A 588-nucleotide genomic window follows, 5' to 3' on the forward strand; every position below is an offset into this window, starting at 1 on the left:
AAGTTCGGATCTGCCTTTCCCGATCCTGCGTTGTTTCCATTGGATGCGTTGAATCGCAATCTGGCCAGTTCTGGTAGGAAGATGGGGCCAGAGACGTTATTGGATAACTTACCGCCGGGCTCTGAATCACTGCGTCGTTTGATTGCTCAACGTTACATTCAACAAGGTATGGTGTTAACCCATGATGACATTGTCATTACTTCAGGGGCGTTAGAAGCGTTGAATTTGAGCCTTCAGGCCGTGACACAACCGGGAGATACTATCGTGGTTGAATCGCCAACATTTTACGGAGCGCTTCAAGCGATAGAACGTTTGGGCTTAAAGGCGATAGAAATCTCAGTAGACCCGCGCATCGGGCACTCTTTGCAACAAATTGAAGCGGCTTTTACTGGCCATGATGTTCGCGCGTGTTGGTTGATGACGAATTTCCACAACCCAACCGGAACGTCATTAAACGATGAGCAGAAGCAGCGCATCGTCGAGCTTGCTGATAAACACGATGTGTATTTGATTGAAGACGATGTGTATTCAGAGCTCTTCTTTTCTAACAAGAAACCAAGTTCGCTTAAAACTTTTGATACCCAAGAT

General features: G+C 46.6%; 1 protein-coding gene. It reads left to right on the top strand.

All coding sequences use genetic code 11. The features are described 5' to 3' along the window. Positions 1-588: PLP-dependent aminotransferase family protein (locus R8O11_RS29640; RefSeq protein ID WP_318195181.1), on the top strand; the 588-nt coding region annotated here is incomplete at both ends.

Source organism: Vibrio sp. 1288, assembly GCF_033344475.1.